Source organism: endosymbiont 'TC1' of Trimyema compressum (assembly GCF_001584725.1).
In the GTDB taxonomy this organism is placed as follows: Bacteria; Bacillota; TC1; order TC1; family TC1; genus TC1.
This window is the reverse complement of record NZ_CP014606.1, coordinates 361,069-385,057: the sequence shown is the minus strand read 5'-3', so window position 1 is coordinate 385,057 and position 23,989 is coordinate 361,069. Positions and strand designations below refer to the sequence as shown.

22 protein-coding genes are annotated in these 23,989 nt (G+C 33.3%); 1 reads left to right on the top strand and 21 read right to left on the bottom strand.

Going from position 1 to position 23,989, the window contains the following annotated elements:
* Positions 1 to 5 precede the first annotated feature (5 nt).
* From AZF37_RS02450 to AZF37_RS02390, 13 genes are all read right to left on the bottom strand, one after another.
* The gene (locus AZF37_RS02450) at positions 6 to 1,133 is read right to left on the bottom strand and encodes a UDP-N-acetylglucosamine--N-acetylmuramyl-(pentapeptide) pyrophosphoryl-undecaprenol N-acetylglucosamine transferase (protein WP_088369424.1); all 1,128 of its coding nucleotides are present in this window, start codon (positions 1,131 to 1,133) and stop codon (positions 6 to 8) included.
* On the bottom strand, positions 1,106 to 2,302 hold the full coding sequence (locus AZF37_RS02445) for an FtsW/RodA/SpoVE family cell cycle protein (RefSeq protein ID WP_162473837.1): 1,197 nt from the start codon (positions 2,300 to 2,302) through the stop codon (positions 1,106 to 1,108). Before AZF37_RS02445 ends, AZF37_RS02450 begins: the two co-directional genes overlap by 28 nt.
* On the bottom strand, positions 2,289 to 3,620 hold the full coding sequence (murD, locus tag AZF37_RS02440) for a UDP-N-acetylmuramoyl-L-alanine--D-glutamate ligase (protein WP_088369422.1): 1,332 nt from the start codon (positions 3,618 to 3,620) through the stop codon (positions 2,289 to 2,291). The genes AZF37_RS02445 and murD overlap by 14 nt, the downstream gene beginning before the upstream one ends.
* A gap of 1 nt (position 3,621) precedes the next feature.
* Positions 3,622 to 4,572, bottom strand: coding sequence for a phospho-N-acetylmuramoyl-pentapeptide-transferase (mraY, locus tag AZF37_RS02435; protein ID WP_088369421.1), 951 nt, complete (start codon positions 4,570 to 4,572; stop codon positions 3,622 to 3,624).
* 18 nt (positions 4,573 to 4,590) lie between these two features.
* A complete protein-coding gene (locus AZF37_RS02430; RefSeq protein ID WP_088369420.1) occupies positions 4,591 to 5,955 on the bottom strand; it encodes a UDP-N-acetylmuramoyl-tripeptide--D-alanyl-D-alanine ligase in 1,365 nt (454 codons plus the stop codon).
* 3 nt (positions 5,956 to 5,958) lie between these two features.
* Entirely contained in the window at positions 5,959 to 7,419 is a 1,461-nt protein-coding gene (locus tag AZF37_RS02425; RefSeq protein ID WP_088369419.1) for a UDP-N-acetylmuramoyl-L-alanyl-D-glutamate--2,6-diaminopimelate ligase, read from the bottom strand.
* 21 nt (positions 7,420 to 7,440) lie between these two features.
* Positions 7,441 to 9,663, bottom strand: coding sequence for a peptidoglycan D,D-transpeptidase FtsI family protein (locus AZF37_RS02420; RefSeq protein WP_088369418.1), 2,223 nt, complete (start codon positions 9,661 to 9,663; stop codon positions 7,441 to 7,443).
* The gene (locus AZF37_RS02415; protein WP_088369417.1) at positions 9,650 to 10,039 is read right to left on the bottom strand and encodes a hypothetical protein; all 390 of its coding nucleotides are present in this window, start codon (positions 10,037 to 10,039) and stop codon (positions 9,650 to 9,652) included. Before AZF37_RS02415 ends, AZF37_RS02420 begins: the two co-directional genes overlap by 14 nt.
* A 10-nt stretch (positions 10,040 to 10,049) precedes the next feature.
* Positions 10,050 to 10,976: a 16S rRNA (cytosine(1402)-N(4))-methyltransferase RsmH gene (gene rsmH, locus AZF37_RS02410; protein ID WP_088369416.1), complete on the bottom strand. Its 927-nt coding sequence runs from the start codon at positions 10,974 to 10,976 to the stop codon at positions 10,050 to 10,052.
* A 48-nt stretch (positions 10,977 to 11,024) separates the two neighbouring features.
* The gene (gene mraZ, locus AZF37_RS02405) at positions 11,025 to 11,411 is read right to left on the bottom strand and encodes a division/cell wall cluster transcriptional repressor MraZ (RefSeq protein ID WP_162473836.1); all 387 of its coding nucleotides are present in this window, start codon (positions 11,409 to 11,411) and stop codon (positions 11,025 to 11,027) included.
* A gap of 110 nt (positions 11,412 to 11,521) precedes the next feature.
* Positions 11,522 to 12,178 carry a tetratricopeptide repeat protein gene (locus AZF37_RS02400; RefSeq protein ID WP_088369414.1) on the bottom strand — a complete coding sequence of 219 codons (657 nt, stop codon included), beginning with the start codon at positions 12,176 to 12,178 and terminating at the stop codon, positions 11,522 to 11,524.
* Positions 12,179 to 12,197: 19 nt separating this feature from the next.
* Positions 12,198 to 12,554, bottom strand: coding sequence for a YlbF/YmcA family competence regulator (locus AZF37_RS02395; RefSeq protein WP_088369413.1), 357 nt, complete (start codon positions 12,552 to 12,554; stop codon positions 12,198 to 12,200).
* Positions 12,555 to 12,595: 41 nt separating this feature from the next.
* On the bottom strand, positions 12,596 to 13,198 hold the full coding sequence (locus AZF37_RS02390; protein ID WP_088369412.1) for an IMPACT family protein: 603 nt from the start codon (positions 13,196 to 13,198) through the stop codon (positions 12,596 to 12,598).
* A gap of 164 nt (positions 13,199 to 13,362) precedes the next feature.
* Between AZF37_RS02390 and AZF37_RS02385 the strand changes: the two genes are divergently transcribed.
* A complete protein-coding gene (locus AZF37_RS02385) occupies positions 13,363 to 13,695 on the top strand; it encodes a hypothetical protein (protein ID WP_162473835.1) in 333 nt (110 codons plus the stop codon).
* A 47-nt stretch (positions 13,696 to 13,742) separates the two neighbouring features.
* Here AZF37_RS02385 and AZF37_RS02380 read toward each other — a convergent pair whose 3' ends face one another.
* The 8 genes from AZF37_RS02380 to dxr are packed head-to-tail and all read right to left on the bottom strand — an operon-like array spanning position 13,743 to position 23,988.
* Positions 13,743 to 14,933: an NAD(P)-dependent malic enzyme gene (locus AZF37_RS02380; RefSeq protein WP_088369410.1), complete on the bottom strand. Its 1,191-nt coding sequence runs from the start codon at positions 14,931 to 14,933 to the stop codon at positions 13,743 to 13,745.
* Positions 14,920 to 15,345, bottom strand: coding sequence for a CBS domain-containing protein (locus tag AZF37_RS02375; protein ID WP_088369409.1), 426 nt, complete (start codon positions 15,343 to 15,345; stop codon positions 14,920 to 14,922). Before AZF37_RS02375 ends, AZF37_RS02380 begins: the two co-directional genes overlap by 14 nt.
* Before the next feature lie 41 nt (positions 15,346 to 15,386).
* Positions 15,387 to 19,049 (bottom strand): PolC-type DNA polymerase III, encoded by a 3,663-nt coding sequence (locus AZF37_RS02370; RefSeq protein WP_088369408.1) that lies wholly within the window; start codon positions 19,047 to 19,049, stop codon positions 15,387 to 15,389.
* 7 nt (positions 19,050 to 19,056) lie between these two features.
* A complete protein-coding gene (locus AZF37_RS02365; protein ID WP_088369407.1) occupies positions 19,057 to 20,769 on the bottom strand; it encodes a proline--tRNA ligase in 1,713 nt (570 codons plus the stop codon).
* 2 nt (positions 20,770 to 20,771) lie between these two features.
* Entirely contained in the window at positions 20,772 to 21,848 is a 1,077-nt protein-coding gene (gene ispG / locus AZF37_RS02360; RefSeq protein ID WP_088369406.1) for a flavodoxin-dependent (E)-4-hydroxy-3-methylbut-2-enyl-diphosphate synthase, read from the bottom strand.
* Entirely contained in the window at positions 21,845 to 21,997 is a 153-nt protein-coding gene (locus tag AZF37_RS10280) for a hypothetical protein (RefSeq protein WP_162473833.1), read from the bottom strand. Before AZF37_RS10280 ends, ispG begins: the two co-directional genes overlap by 4 nt.
* Entirely contained in the window at positions 21,978 to 22,844 is an 867-nt protein-coding gene (locus AZF37_RS02355; RefSeq protein ID WP_088369405.1) for a M50 family metallopeptidase, read from the bottom strand. The genes AZF37_RS10280 and AZF37_RS02355 overlap by 20 nt, the downstream gene beginning before the upstream one ends.
* A gap of 1 nt (position 22,845) precedes the next feature.
* On the bottom strand, positions 22,846 to 23,988 hold the full coding sequence (dxr, locus tag AZF37_RS02350; protein ID WP_088369404.1) for a 1-deoxy-D-xylulose-5-phosphate reductoisomerase: 1,143 nt from the start codon (positions 23,986 to 23,988) through the stop codon (positions 22,846 to 22,848).
* Between the last annotated feature and the right edge of the window lies 1 nt (position 23,989).

The window sequence follows — 23,989 nt, the reverse complement described above, 5'->3', positions numbered from 1 at the left end:
ATCTATCACCTTAAATACTTTTCAGATTCCCTTCTAATAATTTCAATTGTACTCTGTCCATATAAAATTCCAACTTTATTTTTAATTATAGTATGAATCTCTCCCATCTGTAAAGAAGTCAGGGCTAAATAGAAAGAGTCTTTAATTAATTCATCCTCCTCAATAACTTTAGCAAGTCCAACTTTCTCTAAAACCTTGGCATTTTTCAATTGATGATTTCCTGCCGAAGTTTTTAATGGTACTTGAATACTAAATAAAGATAATGAAATTAACTCACAAATAAAACTTGCCCCTGAACGACTAATAGCAATATCTACAGCCTGTAAAGCAATATCCATGTCATTCATATACCCTGTTACAATAAGTTTATTATCTTTTATATAATTTTTAGTTGTTTCATCAAATTGATTGACCACCTCATCATATAAAGATGGACCAGTAATATGAATAATCTTATAGCCTAAAATCTCTATAATATTCTTATAGGATTCCATTATATTCCTATTAATGACTCTTGATCCTTGACTCCCTCCTGTAACGAGTAGCACTTTATCATTTTCCGCAAACTTAAAATGCGCTTTTGCTTTTTTCTTAGTCATTGAGTCCTTCTGAAAGGAGGCCCTTAAAGGCATGCCAGTTAGCACTTTTTTTTTGCCTTTAGGAAAAAAAGAGGCACTTTCGTTAAATGTCATCCATATTTCCTTTGCAATATGACTCAGTAATCGATTGGTAATTCCCGGCTCAACATTCTGCTCATGAATAATTATAGGTATTCTTCTAAAAAAAGCGGCTGCCAATACTGGCCCACAAACAAAACCGCCAGTACCAATAATTAGTCTCGGCTTTATTTGACCTAATAAAGAAAAACTTCTAAAAAATGAACCGATATTCTTTAACATATTTTTTATTTTTCCCGAAAATGAAATACCTACTAAAGGACCTAAAGATAACCCATAGAATGGTATTGATTCATTTTTAAGAACTTGAGCTTCCATTCCATCTTTGGCGCCAATATAAAAGGGATTGGCACCCAAATCATCTGATAATATATCTGCAATTGCTAAAGCAGGGTAAATATGACCACCTGTTTTACCACCTGTAACCACTATGTTATTGCCCTTTTTCTTCCCCATCTATTTTTTTCTCTCCTTTTTAGCTCTGAACATCCCAATACAAATCCAATCATCATTAAGCTAGTCATCAAAGATGATCCACCATAGCTTAAGAAAGGCAATGTAACACCAGTAACAGGCAGTAAGCCTGAAACAACACCAATATTTAATACAATCTGAATAGCAAATAATGTACCAAAACCAAGACATGCATATTTCATAAATAAAGTTTTAGCTTGAATCGCAATTTGATAAATGAAATAAACCATTAAGAAAAACAATCCCATTAATATTATTTCGCCTAAAAAACCTAATTCTTCCCCAATTATAGCAAAAATAAAATCAGTATGATGTTCTGGTAAATAAAAGAATTTTTGAGTACTATAGGTAATTCCTTTTCCTGCAATTCCCCCATTTGCCAATGCATATAGGCTTTCTTTAGTCTGATAATCAGCTTTTAAAGGATTTACAAGCATTGTTAAATAATTAGTAATCCTGCCTAAACGATATGGCTCAAATAATATAAAAAGCACACCAAAAACACCAATTATACTAGTAAATGTAATAATTTGATATTTTTTCAATCCATATACAGCAAACATCACAAAAACAGCTGCTATCATAAGCAAACCAGAACTAAGGTTTTCTATAGCAACCATGGCAGGAATAATTAAACTGAGCAAAAAGAAAATAACTATATGCTTTTTCATTTTACTCAATAAAGAAGCTACCACTAAAACCAATGCTATTTTTAAAAGCTCAGAAGGTTGTATGTTAATAAATGGCAGTTGTATCCAGCGAGTTGAGCCATTAATAGCTTCGCCAAAAGCATAAGCATATATTAATAGTAAAAAAGATACTATAAAAAAACCACCAATTATAATTCTCTGTGCCTTCACATTCATACTTGGTAATCTAAAAAATATATAACCTAGAATGACTCCTAGCACAATACCTCTAAGCTGTCTCACTAAATAATACCATGGCGAGGTTAGTTCTCCTGAAGCAGATACCACCCCAACATAAGATGCACTGTACACCATATATAAGCCAAAAATACAAAGGATGCTCACTAAAATTAGTAGCAACATACCATTAGGTATTTTGTTACCTTTAAAAGATTTGAAAGCTTTCTTTTTTTTATATTTTTTACGTGTTCTAACTGGTTTAGGGTCTTTATTTGAGTCCATTAACATACTCCTTAAATAGATCCCCTCTTTTTTCAAAATTTGCGTATTGGTCAAAGCTAGCGCAAGCTGGGGATAGGAGAACTATATCTCCATCTTTTCCTAATTCTGTAGCTAAAAGCAAAGCCTCTTTAACAGAGTTAGCCTCTAGTATATTTTTAACATCGGCTTTATTTAAAGCCTCCTTAACTTCGTCTTTAGTTTCTCCCTGCACAATAGGAATAGCATTGCTATTTTTCAAATAGTTTCCAAGCGATTCATAAGATACCTCTTTAGAACTGCCACCTAAAATAATATAAAGGCTTTCTCCAGCAAAAGCCTGAAGTGCAGTTATAGCGGCTTCTGGATTTGTTGACTTTGAGTCATTATAATACTTAATTCCATTTAATGTAGCAACATACTCTAGACGATGAGGAACTCCCTCAAAAGTTCTCGCACCCTCTTCTAAACAACTCCTATTACAGCCACTTAAATAAGCAGCTAAATAGGCAGCCATTATATTCTCAACATTGTGTTTGCCTATAATTTTTAAATCATTTCTCAAAAATACTGGTGTTGGATTATTATCAATATTCAAATAAACTGTATCACCATTTAAATAAATGCCCTTTACTTTTTTATTCGCACTAAACTCATATAAAGTAAAGTCATGATTTTCTTTCTTAATAGTGCTCATATAGGGGTCATCACCGTTTACTATTAAATAGTCATTACTGTTCATATTCACATATATATGCTTTTTTATATTAAAGTAGTTTTCCATTGTTTTATGTCGTTCTAAATGGTCAGGTGTTAAATTAGTTATAATAGCAATATGTGGTTTAAAATCACTAATAGCTTCAAGCTGATAGCTAGAAACTTCTAAAACAAAGTTTTCCACATTATTTTCTACTACATCAACAAAAGGAAAACCCACATTGCCAACTAATTCAGTAGATTTTTTACAAGTATTGAAGAGATGCCCCAAACCATAAGTTATAGTAGTTTTACCATTAGTGCCTGTAATAGCAATAATTGGTTTTTTAGCAAAAAAACTAGCTAACTGAATTTCCCCAATAATTGCAATGCCTTCGTCCTCTGCTTTCAATAAAAATGGATGCTGTCTCGAAATCCCTGGGGATTGAATAATTAAATCAAAGTCATTACAAGCTAAATGGCTAAAAAATCCAATTTTTTTTTCAATATGTTCATCAATTTCACCAATTGACTGTTCATCGGCTAAAGTAACAATAGCTGCTTTATTTTTGCAAAATAAAGCAGCGCTTTTTCCAGTTTTTCCTGCTCCTAAAACTAATACTTTTTTTCCTTTAAATTCAATCATACTAAATACTCCAATAAATAATAAATGCTATGAGAGAAATAATACAAGAAGCAATAGTAAACCATTTAACAACTGAGGTTTCTTTCATACCAGATAACTCAAAATGATGATGTAATGGCGCCATTTTAAAAAAGCGATTACCACCAGTAGTCTTAAAGTATGGGACTTGAAGCATTACTGAAACTGTTTCAGCAATATAAACTAAGCCTAATATTAATAGTAATAATTCTACTTTTAAAACAACTGCAATACCAGCAATTAATGCGCCTAATGCCATCGAGCCTGTGTCACCCATAAATATTTTAGCTGGATGCAAATTAAAAATCAAAAATCCAAGAAGTGCAACAAGAATTATCCCACAGACTCCTACCATTTGATAATTCCCCTGTAACAAACTTATTAATATAAAAACAACCACAATTGGCAATGTTACCATTGTTGATAAGCCATCTAATCCATCTGTTAAATTTACAGCATTAGTTACCCCAACAAAATAAATTGTCATAAAAATAAAATAAACAATTATATTAATGCTAAAAGAAACACTATTAGAAAAACCAATGACAGATCCTCCATTAACAAAAAATGCAACAACAGCCAGAATAAGCCCAGCTAGTATTTGCAGTAAAAACTTTTTTTTCACAGACAAGCCTTTACCCTTTTTTATTGCCCTTTTCTCTAAATCATCATACATTCCCAAGGCACCATAAGCTAGCATAGCCAATAATGGCAACACAGCTGCAGGCATTAAGAAAAAAGAAGCAATAGTAATTGGTATAATAAAGATAATACCTCCCATACTCGGTGTTCCAACTTTCTCAAAATGGCTTTTTGGTCCATCATCTCTAATAGTTTGAGCTAATTTAAGCTCCCTTAATTTAACTACAGCAATTCGTCCTATTATTAATGATAACAAAAAAACGGCTCCAATTAACACCAAGTACATAATCATTTATATATATCCCCCAATTTATCTTTCTTTTTTTAATAGTTCAATAATTTTTTCCATGCCTACTAAACGTGAACCCTTAATTAATACTGTATCGTTTTCTTTAAGGATTTCATTTAGTTTTTTAAAAGCATCTTCATTTGTCATATATGAAAAAGCTTGGTTGCTGTTCATGCCACCATCAACAGCCCCTTGCCAAATATTATTAGAAGCAGATCCAACTGTTATTAAATAGTCAATACCAAGTTTTGCAACATAAGCACCAACCTCTTTATGCAAAGGCTTTTCTAATGCTCCTAGGTCTCTCATATCCCCTAAAATAGCAATTTCCCTACCTTTATACCCAGTTAAAACTTTTAAAGAGGCTTTTGTTGAATCTGGATTAGCATTATAGACATCATCTAAAATAGTTATATTACCTGCCAATTTTTCAACTGACATTCTTCCAGGACTAACCTCTAATTTTTTTAATGCTTCAATACCCTGTTTAATGGAAATCCCCAATAATGCTCCAGTCTCCAGAGCTACTAATGCATCTAGAATTAAATGCTCACCTGTAAATGGTAGTTCAGCATAATATGTTTCGCCATCTCGTATTACTTTAAAACTGCAAATTGATTCTCCTAAAACAATCTCTGTTGCTTTAATTGTAGCATTATCATGAAAACCAAATACTTTTTTAGCGCCAGTAAAACTCTCTTCTAAAGCTCGTGTATATTTATCTTCACCATTGATAATGGCAATGCCATTACTCTTCATCTCCTCAAAAAGTTCCCTTTTTGCTTTTAGAATATTCTCTTCTGAACCTAGCTCTCCTACATGAGCAATGCCAACATTAGTTATTATACCAATATCTGGTTCAGCTGTCTCCGTTAATGTTCTAATTTCACCTAAACTCCTCATACCCATTTCTAAAACAAGGACATCTGTATTTTCAGGAGAAGACAAAATTGTATAGGGTAAGCCAATTTCATTATTATTGTTTTTATAAGTTTTACTAACTTTTAATTTTTTTTCTAAAACACAAGCAACCATATCTTTAGTAGTTGTTTTTCCGCTGCTACCAGTAATAGCCACCACTTTGAAACCTTCTCGATTTCTATAGTAATTGGCAATTTTCTGGTAAGCTTTTATAGCATCTTCAACTTTAATTAAAGGGATTTTAATCTCTTCATGCTCTGTAGATACCACTGCTACAGCGCCTTTGTCAACAGCAATATCAATATAATCATTACCATTAAAAAACTCACCTGACAAAGCTACAAACACAGCTCCCTTTGTCAGGGTTCTCGTATCTATAGAAACAGATTCGACTTTGACCTTTTCATCTCCTAGGAATGGCTCAACTCCTAAAATTTCTTTAATTTCCTTTAAATTTCCAATCATTTTTCAATCCACCTTCTCCAAAATTTTTTTAGCAATTTCAACGTCGCTAAAAGGATATTTTGTTTTGCCTAGAATCTGATAGTCTTCATGTCCTTTACCAGCGATGATAATAATATCGTCTTTTCTAGCAATTTCAATGGCTTTTTTTATAGCTTCTTTTCTGTTTTCAATTTTATAGTAATTATTGTTAACTTCCTGTACCCCTACCTCAATCATATTAATAATTGAATCAGGATCTTCAGTTCTTGGATTGTCTGAAGTAATAATAACTATATCGCTATTTTCTCCACCAATTCTACCCATAATGGGTCTCTTTTTCTTATCCCTGTCACCACCGCAACCAAAGACTCCTATGACTCTTCCTGCTGTTAATTTCCTTCCAGTTTGAAGTACATTTAACAAACCATCAGGGGTATGAGCATAATCAACAACGACTGCAAAATCTTTAGCACCATCAACTAATTGAAAACGACCATTTACTGTAACCTGACTTACACCCTCTAATACTTTGTCAGCAGGTAATCCATAGGTTAAAGCAGTAGCAATTGCACCTAAGGAATTATAAATACTGAATTCTCCAATTAATTTTAAATGAACAGTTAGTTTATAACCATTATAGTTTAATTCGTATCTTGTTCCAAATAAATCCATAACAATATTTTCTGCTCTAAAGTCACAGGATTTATGAATACCATAAGTAACATATTTGCCTTGATAATCTTTGAGAATACTTTCTGATGCAGGGTCATCAAAATTAATTACAGCAAAACCATCTTCTTTTAAAGAATGAAAAAGTATTTTTTTAGCTTCTAGATAAGATTCTAATGAATCGTGAAAATCCAGATGGTCTTGTGTCAAATTAGTAAAAATACCAGCAGAAAAAGGTACCCCATATACTCTATCTAAATACAAAGCATGACTCGAAGCTTCCATTACACAATAATTACAGCCCTCATCAACCATCCTTCTCAACAAATATTGTAAATCCCTTGATTCAGGCGTTGTAACTTCGCTGGGTACTATTGCCTCACCTATTTGATTTTCAATAGTTCCTACAACCCCAACTTTACTACCAACATTCTTTAGAATATGTTTTAATAAATAAGTAATAGAAGTTTTTCCATTAGTCCCTGTTACACCAAATACAGTAATGTCTTGTCCAGGATTACCAAAAAAATTACTGCTAATTTGAGCAAGTCCTCTTCTCGTATTTGCCATTTCGATAAAAGTAACATCTGGAAAAGATCTATAATCAAATGTTTTTTCTAAAACAATAGTACTTGCTCCATTTTCTATAGCAACTTCTATATACTTGTGCCCATCCGTTGCATATCCTTCAATTGCTACAAAAAGGCTTTGCTTTTTCACAGCTCTAGAATCATATTCAACACCAATAATTGTAGTGTCTAAAGAACCCTGGATTAACGTATACGACAAATCTTTTAAAACCTGTTTTAAATCCATCTATTATTACCTCATTCTATTTTATTCAGCAAATTTCAATTGCAATGCATCACCTTGATTGAAAATGGTGCCAGGAGGTACATTTTGTGAAACAACTTTTCCCGTACCACTCATTTCTACTTTGATACCCATAATCTCTTTTCTAGCCATAACATCTGGTAATCTTAAGCCAGTAAAATCAACCATTACTACTTGTCCAGCAACTAACCCTTTATCTTCAATTTTTACAGTTACTGAAGAATCTGTTTTAATTTTTTCCCCAGCCTTTTTGCTTTGACTTACAATATTACCTTTTGCATCTTCTTCAAGTATTATACCTTTTTCTTTTAAAAAGTTTTTAGCGTAATTAGCCGTCATACCAGTTAAATCAGGCATTATTATCTCACTATTAATTACAGTTGGTGCCACATTTTCATCAATGGCAACATTATCTGCTGTTAAAGTCTTAATGACTTCTTCCATGACACTCTTATAGTAAGGACCTACAGTACTACTTGAACCGCCACCTTTTGTAGGCTCATCAATAATAACTAATACTGTGAATTCAGGATTTGGATAAGGTGCCATCCCTACAAAGGAAATAATATATTTATCCTTAACATACTTACCAGAAGTATCAGATTTTTCAGCGGTACCAGTCTTAGCTACAGATTCAATGCCATCGAGCTTGCCTGAAATACCTGTAGCACCTGGTCGTTCTACAACAGTCTTCATCATATCCATTGTTTGAATGGCTGCTTCCTCACTGACAACTTGTTCCCCCAGAACAGTCTCTTTTTTTTCTATAACTTCACCAGCACTATTGGTAATGCTTTTTACCAATCTAGGTTCAACTATTCTGCCTTTATTGCCAATAGCAGAAATTGCAGTAGCCATCTGAATTGGGCTAGCACTAATACCTTGCCCAATAGCAGAAGTAGCATGGAAAATATAAGCATTATTTGCAGGTAAAATACCTGATGCTTCACCAGCAAAATTAACAGCTGTTTTTTTACCGAAACCAAACTTATCCAGATACTTATACCAAGCTTCTGGATTAGCGTCTCTTAATAGTTTAGCGGTATCCATAAATACAGGATTACAAGAATTGGCCATACCATCTGTTAAACTTTCATAACCATGACTACTTGGATAAATCCAGCAACGGATAATATGGTCATCAATGGTTCTAAAACCATTGTCATAAAATGCAGTTTGTTGTGGTGTTACAACACCTTCATTAATAGCTGAAGCAGCCATTACAGGCTTCATTGTTGAACCAGGCTCATAAGCTTCTTGAAAAGCTTTTACGCTAAATAGAGCACTATTAGTTTCTCTAAAATTGTTAGGATCATAAACACCGCTATCTCCAAGACCTAATATTTCACCTGTTTTTGTTCTCATGACAACAATGCTAGCTTTTTGTGGGCTTAATTCTGAAATAATTTTATTCATTTCTTTATCCACAATATGTTGTACTCTCAAATCAATTGTTAACTGTACATTTTTACCATCAACGGGCTCTCGAATAGTATTAGTTGTATCTTGTAGAAAATTTTGTTTGCCATCTTTTTGTCCTTCAATAAGTCCATCAGTACCACTTAAAATATCATTATAGGAAGATTCAACGCCTGCAGCACCAACTCCTGAATCATTAACAAATCCAATTAAATTCCCGCCTGTAACACCTTTTGGATAGTGTCTTCTACTTTCTTCCTGAAATACTAGAGCTGAATACCCTAACTCCTTAACTGCTTCTACTTCTTGAAAAGAAAGTTTTTTCTTTATCCAAACAAAACCACTGTTTTGTTCAATTTTTTGAAGGACTTCTTCAGGTGTCATACCTATAACGCCTTCTGGACTCAAAGCCTTTGAAAGCTCTTGTGCTATAACTTTTTTATTAACATTCTTCTTTGCAAGTTGGCTTCTAAACTGATTTGCATCTACCCATAAAGAATAAACAGACGCATCAACAGCGAGCTCTTCACCATTTGCATCTAAAACACTGCCTCTTTTAGCCTTAATAGCTTCTTGAGTCTGCCTCAAGCTCAAGCTTTCGGATTTAAGTGTCCCTCCCATTATTAGTTGAACATGGACAATTCTACCAACGACAAGAAGAAAAAGAACCCCAACGACTATAAATACAACCCGGACTCTTTGTCCTTCTGTCCATGGTTTAGATTCTTTTCCTTGTTTTCGTTTTCTATTCGCTCTTGTTCGTTTAATTTCTTCTATTTTCTGATTTTCTTCATTATTGCTGTCCATTGAAAAATTCCCCTATGGTTCTTTTTATACTATCAAAAAACGACTCTTCTTTTTCCGCTGCAACAACAGGTGGAGGATTAATTTTATTCTTATCCACAATAACTACTTTAATTTGTTCTTTTGTAGCTTCTGCCATCCCTGCTCCTGAGACATACTTTTCAAGGTTATCTAAAGATATTTTATCATTAATTTCATATTTTATCCACTCATTGGAACTGGCCAAGGAGTGGGCTTCTTTTTCTAATCTTAATTTTTCTTGGTTAAAATTAGACGATACGCCTCTTATGGTAACAAAGAGGAATAAAGACACTAAAAGGATAATAGCAAGTTTAGTATAAATTGCTGTTCCTCTTTTCTTTTTTCTAACTACCGGCATATTAATCCCCCTAGATCTTTTCTGCCACTCTTAATTTTGCACTTCGAGCTCTATTATTCCTTACTAACTCATCCTCAGCAGGCAAAATTACTTTTCTTGTCACATTTCTTAATGTGCTCACTTTTCCGCAGGTACATACTGGAAAATCCGGTGGACACTTACATGGTTTTTCTTTATCCTTAATAAAGTGTTTTACAATTCTATCCTCAAGAGAATGAAAAGTAATAACAACTAATCTTCCACCAATTGATAAATATTTTTCACTGTCTTCTAATGCTTTTTCTAAAGCACTTAACTCTCTATTTACTTCAATCCTCAACGCTTGAAATACCCTTTTACCAGGATGTCCTTTTTTCTTTTTTTCTTTTTCAGTCATCGATTCTTTAATAATTTCAACTAACTCTAAAGTATTTTCTATCGGCTTTATACTTCTTTTTTTTTCAATATTTTTAGCAATTTGCCAAGCAAAAGGTTCTTCACCATACAGTCTAAATATTTGAGCCAAATCTTCTTTTGAGTAGCTATTGATAATGCGGGCTGCCGTTACAGCAATATTAGGATTCATACGCATATCCAGAGCAGCATCTTTATGATAGCTAAAGCCTCTTTGCCCATCATCTAATTGAAAAGAAGAAACGCCTAGATCCATTAAAAATCCATCTATTTTTTCAATATTTAAGTTCTCTAAAATAATAGCAATATTTGAAAAATTATTTTCAACAAAAGTAATATTGTTATAAGCTTTTAAGCGCTCTTTGCCACGGCCAATAGCATAAGGATCTTGATCAATTACAATCAACTGTCCTGTTCCCTCTAAAGCCTCAGCAATTTTTGCACTATGGCCACCACCACCTAATGTTCCATCAACATAAATACCCTTTTTTTTAATATTTAAAGCTTCAATTGATTCTTTAAGTAAAACTGACTCATGCTTCATTATTTAATGCCTCTAAAACATAATCAAATTGATTTCTATTGCTATCCATCATCGTCCTATTTTCCTCCTCCATTTTTCTCTTTGCCATATTTCCAAGTAAAGTCCTGTTCCCACAACGGCAGCTTCCTTATCGATACCAGCAAAAGCTCTAAGGGATTTGGGAATCAATATCCGGCCTTGGGGATCAAAACTTACATCTACCATACCTGAGAAAAAGATTCTCATAAACTGCCTTATATCCTTATTAGTGAGATGTGTTTCCTTAATTTTAGTTTCAATTTTCTGAACTTCATTAGAACTTAAAATCATCAGACAGTCTTCAAATCCTTTACACAAATAAAATATCTCTACAAAGCCGTCTCTGAATTTGGAAGGGATAATCATCCTGCCTTTTGAATCTACACTATGATAATACTCACCTAAAAAGGGTAACAACACTCTCACCACCTACTAGCACATTATATCATAATTAGTCCCACTTTTCACCACTTTTCACCCCATAGAAAAACCTTCTGTAAAATTACAGAAGGTTTAATAAGTTGAAGTTATTTGGATTTAATTGTATCAATCATTGTTTGAACTTGTTTCTTTTGATCATCCGTCTTTGAAGCTTCTAATGCTTTATCAAAATACACCTGGGCTCCAGCTTCATCTTTTTTATCATTTCTTAAAAAAGAACCATAAGTAAGATAAATAGATACTTGGTCTGAAGCAACCTCTGTTTCTAGCAGTTTTTGATAACGAACTTCTGCTTCCTCAAGATTACCAACTTTTCCATAAGCTTCTGCAATTCTATAATCTGCTGCAATCTTAGTTTCAGGGCTCTTTTCTCCAATCAACACATAGAATGGAATTGATTTATTGTAAGCATCATTTCTCAATTCCATATTACCTTGCTTTTCATAGGTTGAAGCTAGCAAGGTATATTTTTGAGCAATGCCAATTAAATCTGGAACACTTTCAGGATTTTCATTAATATTGTTTTGATATTGATTAATAGCATTTAAAGTAGCTTCTAAATCCCCATCTGATGCAGCTAAATTCTCATAATTTGAAGGCTGTGTATTAGCAGTTTGAGGCGTCTTTTTAGGCATAGCCATACAGCCAATAGCACCCATTAATATTCCTGCAAAAAATATTAATGCCATACCAATAGCAAAAATTTGAATAATTCTTTTTCTTTTATTATTTGACACACTCATTTATTATCTATCTCCTTATTTAACTAAAGAAAAAGCGGTTGTCGCTTTCACTATACTCAACAATATGATTTAAGTCTTTATAAATATTAGTTAAAACATTTTTCAACTGATACTCAGCAATTAAATAACGGTTGATTACTTCGTGTTTGGAAAGCTCCTCATACATCACTTCCATTTTCTCTTGTAAATTTGAATTTGAGCCACCACCTAACAACTGTTCTAATTGGCTTTCTAGTAAAAGTTGTTTATATTCATCTAAAAAAGAACCTTGATCTGGATAGGATGATAAGTCCCTTTTAGCATCCTCAAAGGCCATATATTCTTTAGATACTTTAATTGCATTTAGAAGTTCTTCTTTTTTCTCTCTTATTGACAAAAGACTTCCCCCTTTCCCTTATTTTTCATTATAACACTTTTTTATATTTTAGAAAATGTTACATCATGAAATTGCTGTAAGAAATTTGAAAACTCAGCATATTGCTTTTCAGGTAATTCAATTTTAAAAGTAACAAACTGTTGAAAATCCTTATAAACTGGTTTAATCTCATTTTTATCTAAATAGTGCATAATGGAATCTACACTTTGATATGGGGTTATTACTAATAGATACACCATTTCCAGCCACTGTATTTTTCCACTTAATTCAAGGACCTCCTTTGCACATCTACCATAAGCTTCAATTAGGCCACGAACCCCTAGTTTTTTACCGCCATAATACCCCCGTGTTACAATGACTAGAGTATTGGTCACCCCATAGCTTTTAATAGCATTTAAAATTGGGAATCCTGCACTGCCACTTGGTTCTCCATTATCATCACAAAATTCATATTGACTAGAACGACCAATCATATAGGCGGAGCAGTGATGGGTGGCCTCTTTATTTTTATTTTTAACAGATTTAATAATAGACTTAGCAACTGCTTCATCCTCAACTAAGTATGAATGCCCAATGAAAACTGAACGTTCAATATTAATTTCTGCATTCATTTCTTTCTTAATTTTAAAAATTTCTAAATCCATATTTGCCTCTCAGTATTTCTTTAATTTATCAGTATTTCTTTAATTTAATTGATTATGAAAATAATTGATTATGAAAACATTTTCATGTATAATGAACTCAAATAACAAATTAAGGAGTTGATTTTATGAACGTTAAAATCTCAGTAAACTTTGTATGTGACAAAATGCTCAACTCTTCACAAAACATCGATTATGTATTTGAATTAGAGAGAACTACTCCACCTCAAGAAAAAGTACTATTAGGCGGCATCTACGCTGTTGTCGATGAAAGTGTCTATGACATTGTGAAAGACGAAGCAAAAGTATATGCAACCTGTTTTTACCCTCAACACAGAGCAATGACAACTGAAGGTGTAATAGACGTTGAAAGAGCACAGCAAATTGCTTACGATGTAATTACTTACTTAGCAGAGAAATTCCAATTAAAAGGAACTTATACTGCTAGAAACGTTTGTAGCCGTCAAGCAGTTACAAATCCAAATGATCTTGTGAAATAAAATATTTTTACTATAAAAAGGCATCCTTAAAGATGCCTTTTTAATTTCTATTTTCTAGCCACGCCTGAGATTACAGCAGCTTCAAATACTTTTTTAGCTACTAAAGGTCCAACTCTTTCATCCAAGGGACTTGGAATAATATAGTCTTCACTTAATTCTTCATCTGAAACTAAAGAAGCTATTGCTTCAGCAGCTGCAATTTTCATAGCTTCATTAATATCTGAAGCTTTGGCATCTAAGGCTCCCCGTAAAATACCCGGGAAAGCTAACACATTATTTATTTGATTGGGAAAATCCGAACGTCCTGTAGCAATAACCTTAGCATCACCAGCCTTTGCTTCCACAGGTAATATTTCCGGTAAAGGATTAGCCATTGCAAATACAAAACTATCAGTATTCATAGTCTTAACCATATCTGTAGTTACTGCTCCTGCTACTGAAACCCCAATAAAAACATCACTGCCTTTTAAAGCATCTCCTAAATTACCTGTTCTCTTTTCTCTATTGGTTATTAAACTCATCTCTTCTTTAAAAGTATTCATGCCTTCTAATCTGCCTTCATAAATAATGCCTGTTGTATCACATAAAAATACATCTGATACACCAATATCCAAAAGTAATTTAGTAATAGCAATACCAGCTGCTCCTGCACCATTTACAACTACTTTTAATTGGGACATGGTTTTGTCTACTAGCTTAACACTATTGAGTATACCTGCTAATGTAACAACAGCAGTTCCATGCTGATCATCATGAAAAATAGGAATATTGCATTGTTTTTTTAATTGTTCTTCAATATAAAAGCAGTTTGGCGCTTTTATATCTTCTAAATTGATACCACCAAATCCCGGTGCCATGGCTTTTACAATAGAAACAATTTCCTCTGGATCTGAAGTATCTAAGCAAATAGGAAAAGCGTCAACATTTCCAAAATGCTTGAATAAAATAGCCTTTCCTTCCATAACTGGTAAAGCAGCCTCAGGTCCAATATCCCCTAACCCTAAAACAGCTGTACCATCTGTTACAATACCAATTAAATTCCCTTTATTTGTATATCGATAAACATCCTCTTTGTTATCAGCAATATGCAAACATGGTTCTGCTACTCCTGGTGTATAGGCAATACTCAAATCCTCTTTTGAGTCCAAAGGCACTTTGCTTTTTATTTCCATTTTCCCTTGGCATTTTTCATGTAATTTCAGTGCTAATCTACCATAATCTTTTTTAATCTCTTCCATCTTTAAGTTGCCTCATTTCTTGGTAATACTGTTGGAGTAAATCCGCTCTCCTGACAATGCCCATAAATGTATTTACACTATCGACTACAGGTATAATATTTTGCTTTGCACCAATAGCAACTAAATCATCTTCAGGTGTATCAATATAGACTGTTCTCAAATTACCTTCTTTAAATATATCTTTAATTTTAAATTGGTGGGCTGTTTCAAATGACAATCCTTCAATGTGACGATAAGCTATTAATAAGTCTTTAGTACTAAGTATACCCGTTAATTTTCCTTCATCGTCAATTACTATAATTTCCAAAAAGGGGTGATTTTCCAACTTTTCCGTTCCTTGACGAACTGTTGCATCCCTTTTAAGAAAAACCAATTCACTTTTAGGCGTTAAAAAAAACGCTGCATTTCTCAAAAAACATGCCTCCTTTACTAACTTTTATTGTAACATATCTTTTAGAATAACAAAAGTTGTTCACTTTCTGGTAAATCATCTAAGATTTTCAGCTCTTTCATTTCTTCAATAATTTTATTATTGAGTTTTCCTCTTCTTCTAACATCATCAATAGATAAAAATGGACTTTTATTTCTTTCAGTAACAACTGTTTCCGCCGCTTTAACACCAAGTCCAGGAATTGCTAGAAAAGGTGGTAACAGATTACCCTCCACTACTTTAAAACGAGCTGCATCTGATTGATTTAAGTCAATATTAAGAACGCTAATACCCCTTAAATACATTTCATAGGCAATTTCAAGCAAGCTCTTTATCTCTTTATCTCTTGCAGTCATCATCTTAATACCACTTAATTGGTCTAAACCATCCTTAACACTTTTTTTATCTTTAAAAAGATTAAAATCAAAATTTTCCCCTCTAATACTAAAATAGCTAGCATAAAATGCTTCTTTATGGAAAATTTTAAAATAACCTAGTCTAAAAGCCATCATAACATAGGCAGTTGCATGAGCTTTAGGAAACATGTAGCTGATTTTTTCACAAGATGCTATGTACCATTCTGGCACATTATTTTCAATCATTACTGCTCTAAATTCATCTGTTAAGCCTCTTCCTTTTCTCACAAACTCCATAATTTTAAATGCCATAGAAGCCTCTAAGCCTTTTTGCATTAAATAGACCATAATGTCGTCACGAGTTGAAATCGCTTCTGATAGTTTTACGCGACCGCTTACAATTAAATCTTTAGCATTATTCAGCCATACATCAGTGCCATGAGAGAAACCACTAATTCTAAGCAAATCAGAGAACATAGATGGTTTAGTATCCTTAAGCATTTGTCTAACGAAACTCGTACCAAACTCTGGCAACCCCAAACTTCCTACATCAACAAAAGGCTCCTCTAAATTAAGAGCATCTGCTGATAAAAATAAGGACATTACATCTTGTTGATCTAAAGGAATATGTTTGACATCAACGCCAGTTATTTCCTCTAAATATTTAATAATTGTTGGGTCATCATGACCTAACAAATCCAGTTTAACTAACTGATCACCAATAGAGTGATAATCAAAGTGCGTTGTAATAATATCAGACTTTGTGTCATCAGCTGGTCTTTGAAGAGGGGTAAAGTAGTGAATATCTGTAGATTTTGGCACTACCATAATCCCTCCTGGATGTTGTCCCGTTGTTCTTTTAACGCCCACACAGCCAGAAGCAATTGCATTAATAGCCACTTCTTTTGGCAATATTAAATTTTCTTCTTCATAATATTTACGCACAAAACCATATGCAGTTTTATCCGCAACAGTACCAATAGTCCCTGCTTTAAAAACGTTTCCTTTACCAAAAATCTCCTCAGTATAGCGATGAATAATAGGTTGATACTCCCCTGAAAAATTCAAGTCAATATCCGGAACCTTATCACCATCAAATCCTAAGAAAGTTTCAAAAGGAATATGGAAGCCATCCTTAATATATTTTTCGCCACAGTGTGGACAGTTTTTATCAGGCATATCTGCACCGCAACTGTAGCTTCCATCTTCAATGAATTCGCTTGTCTTACAATAACTACATAAATAGTGAGGAACTAAAGGATTAACTTCAGTAATACCCATCATGGTAGCCACAAGAGATGAACCAACTGATCCCCTAGAACCAACAATATAACCATCTTCATTAGATTTTTTCACTAACTTATGCGCAATTAAATAAAGCACTGAAAAACCATTTGAGATAATAGATTTTAATTCCTTATCTAAACGTTTCTCAACTATTTCAGGCAATGGATTACCATATATTTCATGAGCCATATCCAACGTAATTTCTTTTACTTGATTTTCTGCTCCATCAATTTCTGGAGGAAAAAACTCTTTTGGAACAGGCGTAATTTCCTCTTCAATCCAACCAGCTACCTTATTAGTATTTTCTATTACAACTTTATAGGCTTTTTCTGCTCCTAAATAGTCAAATTCTTTTAGCATTTCTTCCGTCGTCCTATAATACAAGGCAGGTTGTGATACATCTCTAAATCCCTTGCTCTTCATAAGAACTGCCCTATATAGCTGATCTTCCTTTTCTAAAAAATGGACATCACCTGTAGCAACTACAGGTTTGTTTAATTCTTCACCAAGAGCTACAATCTCTCTATTATAGTTTCGAATTACTTCTTCATTTTCTACTAAGCCATTGCGAACCATGTACAAATTGTTACTGATTGGTTGTATTTCCAAATAGTCATAAAAAGAAGCAATTTCCTTAATGCGCTCCTTTGGTTTTCCTTCTACAATAGCTCGATATAATTCACCTGCTTCACAGGCACTCCCTAAAATAAGGCCCTCTCTTAAGTCCTTAAGTTTTGACATAGGGATTTTTGGTCGTCGATAAAAATTATTTAAATGGGATTCTGTCACCAATTCATACAAATGTTTCAACCCTATCATATTCTTAACAATTAAAACAATATGATAAGCAGACTTTTTCAGATTTTCTTTATCAGAATCATCATATAAATAGCCCTCTATCCCAAAAAGCACTTTAATATTTTCTTTTTTACCCAAGGTATAAGCTTCTGGAAATATTTGCACAACTCCATGGTCTGTTATAGCTACTGTATTATGTCCATACTCTTTCATTCTTTTGAATAAATCATGAATATCAAGAGTAGCATCTAAAGCACTCATTTTAGTATGCAAATGAAGTTCCACCCTTTTCGCAGGTGCTTTATCAGATATAATTTCTGGAAAATAAATATTTATATCTTTGACTGTTAATGTAATGTCTTTTTTGTATAAATCAATTTGACCATTGCCTTTAATTTTAAGAAATTGACCATTCTTAAGGTTAGGTCTATCCTCATTTTTCTTTAAAAACATCTTACAATAAATACCCGTCATTTTACCCAAAAGAGCAAATGTAATAAGTAAGCTTCCATTTTTTAAGATTCGTTCCTCAAGTTGATAAACAATACCATAATACACAACATTTTTTAATGGATCCATTAAACTTTCAGGATAAGTTCCCTCTTCAAGAATAGAGTTGCCAAAAAGCACATGACTTTCTCTAGTTTTCTTAATAGCCTTTTCTTTTGTTTTTACATATTCTTTTCTTTCTAATTGAATCTCATTAACTTTACTTACTGCTTCTTTTTCCTTTTCTTCTATACTGACTAATGTATCTTCAAATTTTTCATTGCTATCCAGGATAATATCTTTTAAATAGTCCTCTCTATCAAACATTCTTTTAAACCATTTAAATAAAGAAGTATTGATTTTTCTATTTTTAAAAGATGATACATGAAAAGAAGAAGGCAAAGTAATATTTAAAATGCCTTCTTTATAATTAAAAGTCATAGGCACATCCTTAAAAAAAAGTGCCTTTTTGCTAATTCGATAAGATAAATAAGGATACATTTTCTCAATGGCATCAAGTACATAGTTATTCCTAGGAAAAACATAAGCCCCATAAGGATAAAATGCCTTTTCTAATACACCTTCAATTATTTGGATTTTTTCAATAGTTAAAAAAAATTCAGTTTCAATAATCAACATAAAACGCTGGCTTTCTTTTTTCACCATAATCTCCACATTTAAGGGATTCCTTATTTGCTCTTTTAATTCAGAGTCCATATTCAATTTATCTAAAAAATCATTCCATTTTTGATTCATTTTATCGCTACAATTTCAATAGGGATTCAATTGTTCCTATCGCTTCTTCTAGTCCTAAAGACATCACTTCTCCTGTTGCCCTTACTTTTAAATCCACTGTACTTTCATATAGTGCTTTTTTGCCAATTGTAACTCTAATTGGATAACCAATTAAATCAGCATTAGCAAACTTTACACCAGCCCTCTCAGTAGTATCATCTAAAATTACATCAATCTGCTTTTCTTTCAAGGTAGCATATAAATCTTCTGCAAAAGCTACAACAGTATCATCCTTCATATTTACAGGTACTAAAATAACTTGATATGGCGCAATTGCAACTGGCCAAATAATACCATATTCATCATGATTCTGTTCAACACTAGCAGCCATAGTTCTACTTACCCCAATACCATAACAACCCATAACCATAAGCTGAGCCTTGCCATTTTCATCTAAATAAGTGCAATCTAATGCTTCTGAATACTTTGTACCCAGTTTAAATACTTGACCTACTTCAGTTCCTCTCGCAAAATGAATTTTGCCACCACAAACAGGACATGTGTCATCTTCTGAAATAAGGTGATAATCGCCAACTGTACCTTGCCCCATATCCCTTTTTCCATTGACATGAATAATATGGAAATCTTTTTCATTAGCTCCTGTAACCCCATCTTCAACTGACAAAACTTCTTCATCAATATATAAAGGTAAATTCACAAGATTAATAGGGCCTAAAAACCCTGGTTCTACGCCAGTTGCTTTTTTAACAGCCTCATCATCAGCTAAAGCAATATCCAACGCCCCTAACTGATTTAAAAGTTTAATTTCATTTACATCTCTATGACCTCTAACTAAAACACAAATTAATTGTTCATTATCTTTATATGTAGCCTTATAAATAAGTGTTTTTATTAAGTTTTCTTTTTTAACATCTAAAAATGTTGCCACTTCTTCAATTGTTTTTACATTTGGAGTAGCTACTTTTTCAATAGATTGAAGCTCTCCCATTTTATAAGTAACAGCTTTATGGGTAGCACTTTCAATATTTGAAGCATATTCACAATCATCGCAATAGACGATTAAAGCCTCTCCTGAATTAGCAAGAACCATAAATTCATGACTACTTGAACCTCCAATTGCTCCTGAATCAGCATCAACGGCTCTGTAACTTAAGCCACATCTATCAAATATTCTTGAATAGGCAGAATACATATCATTATAGCTATTATCTAAGCCTTCATTATCCTTATCAAAAGAATAACCATCCTTCATTAAAAATTCACGGCTTCTCATTAATCCAAAACGGGGTCTTCTCTCATCTCTATATTTGTTTTGAATTTGATATAAATTGAGAGGTAATTCTTTATAGGAAGAAGTTTCCTTTTTTACAATAGTTGTAATAACTTCTTCATGAGTTGGACTTAAGCAATAGTCTCTGTTATGTCTATCTTTAAAACGAATCAATTCATCTCCATAAACATACCAGCGCCCACTTTCTTTCCAAAGCTCAGCAGGTTGTATAATAGGCATCATTAACTCCTGACACCCTGAATTATTCATTTCTTCTCTTATAATATTACTTATTTTTTGAAGCACTCGCCATCCTAAAGGTAAATAAGAATAAATACCACCACTTAATTTTCGAATCATACCAGAGCGAATTAAAAGAGAATGACTAGGTATTTCCGCCTCCGCTGGTGCTTCTTTCAATGTTTTATTTAGTAATTTTGATACGCGCATAGCTATTTTTCCTCCTCGAATTCCTCAACTAATTTATCAATTTCTATTTTAAAAGCAGAAAACAATTCAGCTTCCTTTACTTTTCCAATTATTTGTCCTTTTTTGAAAATAAGACCTTGGCGTTTGCCACCAGCAATACCTATATCTGCTTCTCTAGCCTCTCCAGGTCCATTAACTGGACACCCCATAACGGCAACAGTAATAGGAGCATCAATCTTTTCAATATAAGCTTCAACTTCTGCAGCTAAACCTATTAAGTCAATTTCTGTTCTACCACAAGTTGGACAAGATATTAACTCTGCTCCTGTTTTTTTCAATCCTAGAGTTTTTAAAATTGTAAAACCTGCTGTAATTTCTTCCTTAGGATCACTAGTAAGAGAAACTCTTAAAGTATCCCCCAGTCCTTCATTTAACAAAGCGCCAATGCCAACAGACGATTTAACTAATCCTTTTTTTAAGGTACCAGCTTCAGTTACACCAATATGAAAAGGATAATCAACTTCTTTTGCTAAAAGCTCATAAGCATTAATCATCATCGGTACATTAGATATCTTTAAGGATATTTTAATATTATCAAAACCAAAATCTTCTAATATTTCAATATGCCTAAGACCACTTTCAACTAATCCCTCTGATGTAACACCAGCATTTTTTTTAAGGATGTCTTTTTCCAAGGAACCACCATTAACACCTATTCTTATAGGCACCTGTCTGGATTTTGCCTCTAAAACAACCGCTCTTATTTTTTCTTTTGAACCAATATTTCCAGGATTAATTCGCAAGCCATCTACTCCAGCTTTTAAAGCTAATAAAGCTAGGCGATAATCAAAGTGAATATCAGCAATTAGAGGAATAGGGCTTTTTGCCTTAATGCCAGCTAAAGCCATTGCTGCCGCTTCATCAACTACAGCTAAACGGATAATCTGACAGCCTTGTTGCCAGAGTTCTCTAATTTGCGTAAGAGAAGCTTCAATGTCTCTTGTATCTGTATTAGTCATCGATTGTACAACAATAGGATAATCGCTGCCAATTGGCACATTACCTACCCAAATTGATTTCGTGTTTCTTCTCATTTTCATTCTCCCATTATATGAACCACATCTTTAAAAGTTGCGTGTACTAAAAGTAAAATTAAAAGGCTAAAACCAATTAAAGTTGCATAGGTTTCTACTTTTTCTGATACTTTCTTGCCAGTAATTTTTCTCAGGCTAAAAAACCATTTTACCACCGTCTAAAGCAGGAATAGGCAATAAATTAAAAACCCCCATACTAATGCTTAAAATAGCCATGAAGAAGAAGTAATCTGACACTTGTTGTGTAGATTGGCTGGCCATTGTTACAATCCCAATAGGGCCAGCAACCTCAACAGCTGAAGTACCAGTTACCATTTTAAATAAGCCCTTAAAAATAGAACCAATCATATTAAATGTGGTTTTAAATGCATAGATAACACTATCGAATATGGCCATTTTTTCTTTTCCAAAAACAATACCTATTCTATAGGCTTTAGACTCTTCATTTTGAACAGGTGTTATTTCTAATGTTAGTGGCTTACCGTCTCTAACAAGATTTAATGAAACAGGATGTCCTCCAGACTCTTGAATTTTTGTTGAAAAATCGGTTGTGTTTTTAACAGAAACTTCATTGACACCAATAATTTGATCCCCTTGAAACAATCCTGCAGCTTGTGCTGGATTGCCTTCAGCTAAAGAGCCTACCAATACAGTATCTGTAACAAAACCGGCAGTAGCGCCTATTACAATAAAAATTACTAAACCAAATAAAAGATTAAATATTACCCCTCCAGCATAAAGAAGAAAGCGAGCACCAATAGATGCTTGATTTAAGTCCTTATCACCATCTTGAGCTACTTTTACATAAGCAAAGAAAGGCAATATTCTCAAAGAATATTTAGTTTCTTTTTTATCAAAAGAAACTATTTTAGGACCAACACCAATCGATAACTCTTCTACACTGATTTTAGCTCTTTTAGCCATAATATAATATCCAACCTCATGAACAAGTGCTAAAATGCCAATAGCTAAAATCCCTAATAATATTGATATAATCCCCATTTTATTCTCCTACTTTATTCAGCGCATATTCTCTTGTGCATTCATCTGCATAAATAATACTTTCGTATGAATCAATTTTTATTCTTTCAACATTCTCTAAGGCATCTTCAATTAAATTTGCTATACCTAAAAATGATATTTTCTTTTTTAAGAACAAGTCAACAGCCACTTCATTAGCCCCATTATATATAATTGGAGCCATTGCACCTTCTTTGCCCGCCTCAAAGGCCAGTGGCAATACCCTAAAACTACTCTTAGGCTTGCTAAAATGAAGACTCCCTATTTTAGCTAAATCAAGAGATGGCCAAGGCACAGGCAAACGCTCAGGGTAACTTAAACCGTATAAAATAGGACCCTTCATGCTCGGATACCCCATCTGTCCCAAAACTGAAGTATCTGTAAGCTCAATCATTGAGTGCACAATACTTTCTCTGTGAATAACAACATCGATTTTATCGTAAGAACAATTAAATAAATAATGGGCTTCAATGACTTCAAGTCCTTTATTGGCCAGCGTAGCAGAATCTATTGTTATTTTATTCCCCATAGACCAATTAGGATGCTGTAATGCCATTTCAGGTGTAACCGCTTTTAAAAATTCATCTGAACAATCACGAAAAGGTCCTCCTGAAGCAGTTAGAAGAATTTTATTCAAGGCATTTTGCTGACCTTGTAAACATTGAAAAATAGCACTGTGCTCACTATCAACTGGTGTTAAAAGTATCTTGTTTTTTCTTATTAAATCTAAAATATAGTCTCCACCTGCTACTAATGTTTCTTTGTTTGCTAAAGCAATTTTCTTTTTTGCTTGAATAGCAGTCATAATAAATTTCAAACCAGCAAAACCACTAATAGCACCTAAAATAATATGACTTTCTTCATTTGCAATAACTTCATGTATAGCTGTTTCACCTGAAGCAACTTTTACAGCCAGGCCATTTAATCCAGCCTTTAATATATCAAGTTTAGTATCATCATAAATAATTGCCCACTTAGGCAAAGCCTTTTTTGCCTGTTCAATAAGAAGATCAACATTACTTCCACCAACTAATGCAAAAGGAGCAAAATTCTTCTGCTCCTCTATAACTGATAAACCTTGTATACCTATTGATCCTGTAGAACCTAATATAACAACATTTTCCATG